The sequence below is a fragment of the Desulfuromonadales bacterium genome, from assembly GCA_035620395.1.
Classification (GTDB): Bacteria; Desulfobacterota; Desulfuromonadia; order Desulfuromonadales; family DASPGW01; genus DASPGW01.
The window spans coordinates 1-3,669 of record DASPGW010000227.1 but is presented as its reverse complement, the minus strand read 5'-3'; the positions used below and the strand labels follow the sequence as shown (position 1 = coordinate 3,669).

The 3,669-nt window shown below is 60.6% G+C and carries 4 protein-coding genes; all 4 read left to right on the top strand.

Features of this window, described 5'->3' with window-relative positions:
- The coding region (locus VD811_12555; GenBank protein ID HXV21809.1) for a 3-oxoacid CoA-transferase subunit B at positions 1–762 on the top strand (762 nt) is incomplete at its 5' end.
- Positions 763–772: 10 nt separating this feature from the next.
- Positions 773–1,531 carry a 3-hydroxybutyrate dehydrogenase gene (locus VD811_12550; protein ID HXV21808.1) on the top strand — a complete coding sequence of 253 codons (759 nt, stop codon included), beginning with the start codon at positions 773–775 and terminating at the stop codon, positions 1,529–1,531.
- Between the two features lie 102 nt (positions 1,532–1,633).
- On the top strand, positions 1,634–3,010 hold the full coding sequence (locus tag VD811_12545) for a sigma 54-interacting transcriptional regulator (GenBank protein HXV21807.1): 1,377 nt from the start codon (positions 1,634–1,636) through the stop codon (positions 3,008–3,010).
- 234 nt (positions 3,011–3,244) lie between these two features.
- A partial coding sequence (locus VD811_12540) for a TRAP transporter substrate-binding protein DctP (protein HXV21806.1) occupies positions 3,245–3,669 on the top strand: 425 nt, incomplete at its 3' end.

The window sequence follows — 3,669 nt, the reverse complement described above, 5'->3', positions numbered from 1 at the left end:
CTGGCGATTCATACCCCGGGCAACTATGTGGACCGCATCGTGGTGGGAGGCCGCTATGAAAAGCCGATCGAGCAGCGCACCCTGGCCGGCAAGGTGACCATCAAGGGCTTTTCGCCGATCCGCGAGTGGCAGGCCAGACGCATCAGCCAGGAATTCAGGGACGGCATGTATGCCAACCTCGGGATCGGCATGCCGACCCTGGTCGCCAACTATATCCCCGAGAGCATCACCGTCACCCTGCATGCTGAAAACGGCCTGCTCGGCGTCGGCCCCTTTCCGGAAGAGGGTAGGGAGGATGCCGACCTGATCAATGCCGGCAAGCAGACCGTGACGGCTTTGCCGGGAGCTGCTTTCTTCGATTCCGCCGAGTCTTTCGCCATGGTGCGGGGCGGCCACATCGACCTCTCGGTTCTGGGGGCCATGCAGGTCTCCGAGTTCGGCGACCTGGCCAACTGGATGATTCCCGGCGCCATGGTCAAGGGACCGGGCGGGGCGATGGATCTGGTCTCCGGGGTGAAGAAGATCATCATCATGATGGACCACGTCGCCAAGGACGGCAGCCCGAAAATCATGAAAGATTGCACCCTGCCCCTGACCGGCAAGAACGTCGTCGACATGATCGTCACCGAACTTGGGGTCTTCAGCGTCGACCCCGAACAGGGGATCACCCTGCTGGAACTCGCCCCCGGCGCGACCCTGGACGACGTCAGGAGCAAGACCGGCTGCCCGGTGAAAATTGTCGCCAATCTCATCACCCACTGAAGAGGATTCCATGACCCAGCGCACTGCAATCGTCACCGGAGGGGCCAGCGGTATCGGCCTTGCCGTCTCCCAGGCCCTGGCCGCCAGCGGCGTCCGGGTGGTCATGGCCGACCTCAACGAGGTGGCCGGCCAGGCCGAAGCCGGAAAGATCGGCGCTCTCTTCGTCAAGGCCGACCTCAGCCGGCAGGCCGACTGCCGGTCCCTGGTCGACGCCGCTTTGGCAAAACATGGCCGGGTCGATATCCTGGTCAACAACGCCGGCATTCAGCATGTCTCGCCCATCGAGGAGTTTCCCGAGGAGAAGTGGGAGTTCATGATCGCCCTGATGCTCACCGCCCCCTTCCGTCTGATGAAGTATGTCTGGCCGGGGATGAAGGAGGCAGGCTGGGGGCGCATCATCAACATCAACTCCGTACACGGACTGGTCGCCTCCCCCTTCAAATCCGCCTACATCTCCGCCAAGCACGGCATGTCGGGGTTGACCAAGACCGCCGCCCTCGAAGGGGGTAAATTCGGCATCACCGTCAATTCGATCTGCCCGGCCTATGTGCGCACCCCCCTGGTCGACAAGCAGATTGCCGATCAGGCCAAGGTCCACAATATCCCGCCCGAACAGGTCGTCGAAGAGATCATGCTGAAGAACGCCGCGGTCAAGCGTCTGATCGAACCGAGCGAAATCGGCGAACTCGTCCTCTATCTCTGCTCCGACAAGGCTGCCTGCTTTACCGGCAGCAGCATCACCATGGACTGCGGCTGGACGGCGACCTGAGTCTGGCGGGTGCCGCTCACGCGGGCGGCGCCCAAAGACCATCCACCATGCCCGATTCAAATCAGCCCCGATTTCTTGCACCCGGGGCAGGGAGTGCTATAGGTGAACCGGGATACGGCACGCGCAATGGACAAGGAACTGCTGGAACTCGTCTTCGACAATGTCGAGAACGGCATCTACGTTGTCGACGGCCGGGGGGTGACGGTGGGGGTCAATCGAACTTTTGAGGAAATGTCCGGTTTCAGCAACGCCGAGTTGGCCGGCAGAAGCCTCTACGACCTGGTCGGGCCGGACAACTACTTCAGCGGTTCGGCCAGTCTGCTCGTCCTCGAGCGCAAGACGCCGGTTACCGCCACCTACTCGACCCGTACCAACCGCAAACTGCTGGTCAAGGGGAAGCCGATTTTTGACGATCAGGGAGCTATCCGCTATGTCATCAACACCATCTGGGATCTGACGGTCGTCAACTACAACCGCGAGATCGATGCAGATACTGCCCGGGAACGTTTGCTGCGGGCGGAGGACATCGTCACCTGCAGTCCGCCGATGACCCACGCCATCGACCTGGCTCTGCGGGTCGCCAATACCGGCTCGACCATTCTGCTGAGCGGCGAGTCGGGGGTTGGCAAGAGTCTGATTGCCAGGATGATCCATCGTACCAGCGACCGCAAGGACAAGCCTTTTCTGCAGATCAACTGCGGCGCCATCCCCGAATCGCTGATTGAATCCGAGCTTTTCGGCTATGAGTCGGGCGCCTTTACCGGCGCCGACCGCCGCGGCAAGGCAGGACTTTTCGAGACCGCCGATGGCGGCACCATTTTTCTCGATGAGGTATCCGAGCTGCCGCTGCACCTGCAGTCGAGGCTGCTCGGAGTGATTCAGGACAAGGAGTTTTTCCGCGTCGGCGGCCGGGAAGTCACTGCCGTCGACGTGCGGCTGATCGCCGCCAGCAACAAGGATCTCGCTGCCCTGGCGACGGCGGGTAAATTTCGCGAAGACCTCTACTATCGTCTCAATGTTGTACCCATCCGCCTGCCGGCACTGCGCGAACGGCGCGAGGATATCCCTCTGCTGATCCGCTACTTCACCGATCGCTTCAACCGCAAATATCAGACCTACAAGGAACTCTCCCGCGAACTGGTGAACGACCTCGTCGCGCGACCCTGGAAAGGAAACGTGCGCGAACTTGAAAATCTGGTCGAACGGCTCGTTGTCACCTCACCCGAGGAAACCATCACCCGGGAGGACGCCGCCCCGACCCCGGGCCAGCGCGACGGCCTGAACGACCTGTCGCTGAAAGAGATGTTGTTTGAGCAGGAGCAGAAGATTCTTCTGCAGGCCCTCAGGCAGTATGGCACCACGCGGCGGGTCGCGGAAGCTTTAGGCATCAGCCAGGCAAGCGCCGCCCGCAAGTTGAAGGAGATTCGCAGCCGCCAGCGGGACCATGCCGGATTGGGTTCTGCGCGAGATACCGCCTGATCGCAGGAAAAAGCGTATACGATCCAGGGGATTGCGCATTTTTTAAAAAACACCGTTTGTTTTCTCTTGACGAAGGAAAAAGCTTCGGCTAGGGTATGCATATTGGTCTTACCAATAATTGGTTTTTTGGTTATAAGGGTTTTTCAAGGCAAGTCGTTTCGAATTGACCCTGGCGGCCGTCGCAGGATCCTAGCCGGCCAAACTGTTAACCCGAAGTTCAAAGGAGGACAGACAATGAGGAGAATCAAGTCGCTGGTCGGTCTGCTGACCGCCCTCACCCTGGTCCTGGCGCCGAGCGCCTTCGCCCAGGAGAAGAAGCAGCGCGAGAAGTTCGGCACCGACAAGCGTCACGAGGCGATCCAGAAGGAATTGCGGACCATCAAACCCTCCACCGAGAAAATCCGCTGGAAGATGGTCATGCCCTGGACCAAGGGCCTGCTCTTCTACGACATGGCCCAGCACTTCGCCGATTCAGTCGCCCTCGCCTCCGGCGGCCGTCTGGAAATCAAACTCTTCTCGGCCGGCGAGCTGGTCGGCGCCATGGAATCCTTCGACGCGGTCAGCAAGGGCTCGGCGGAGATCGGCCACGACTGGCCGGGCTACTGGAAAGGGAAGAACGAAAACTTCGTCTCTTTCGGCTCCGTCCCCTTCGGTCTCGA

Bases quoted from the DNA above. Each gene is read 5' to 3' on its own strand.
- VD811_12550 (HXV21808.1), top strand. From the start codon at position 773: ATGACCCAGCGCACTGCAATCGTCACCGGAGGGGCCAGCGGTATCGGC.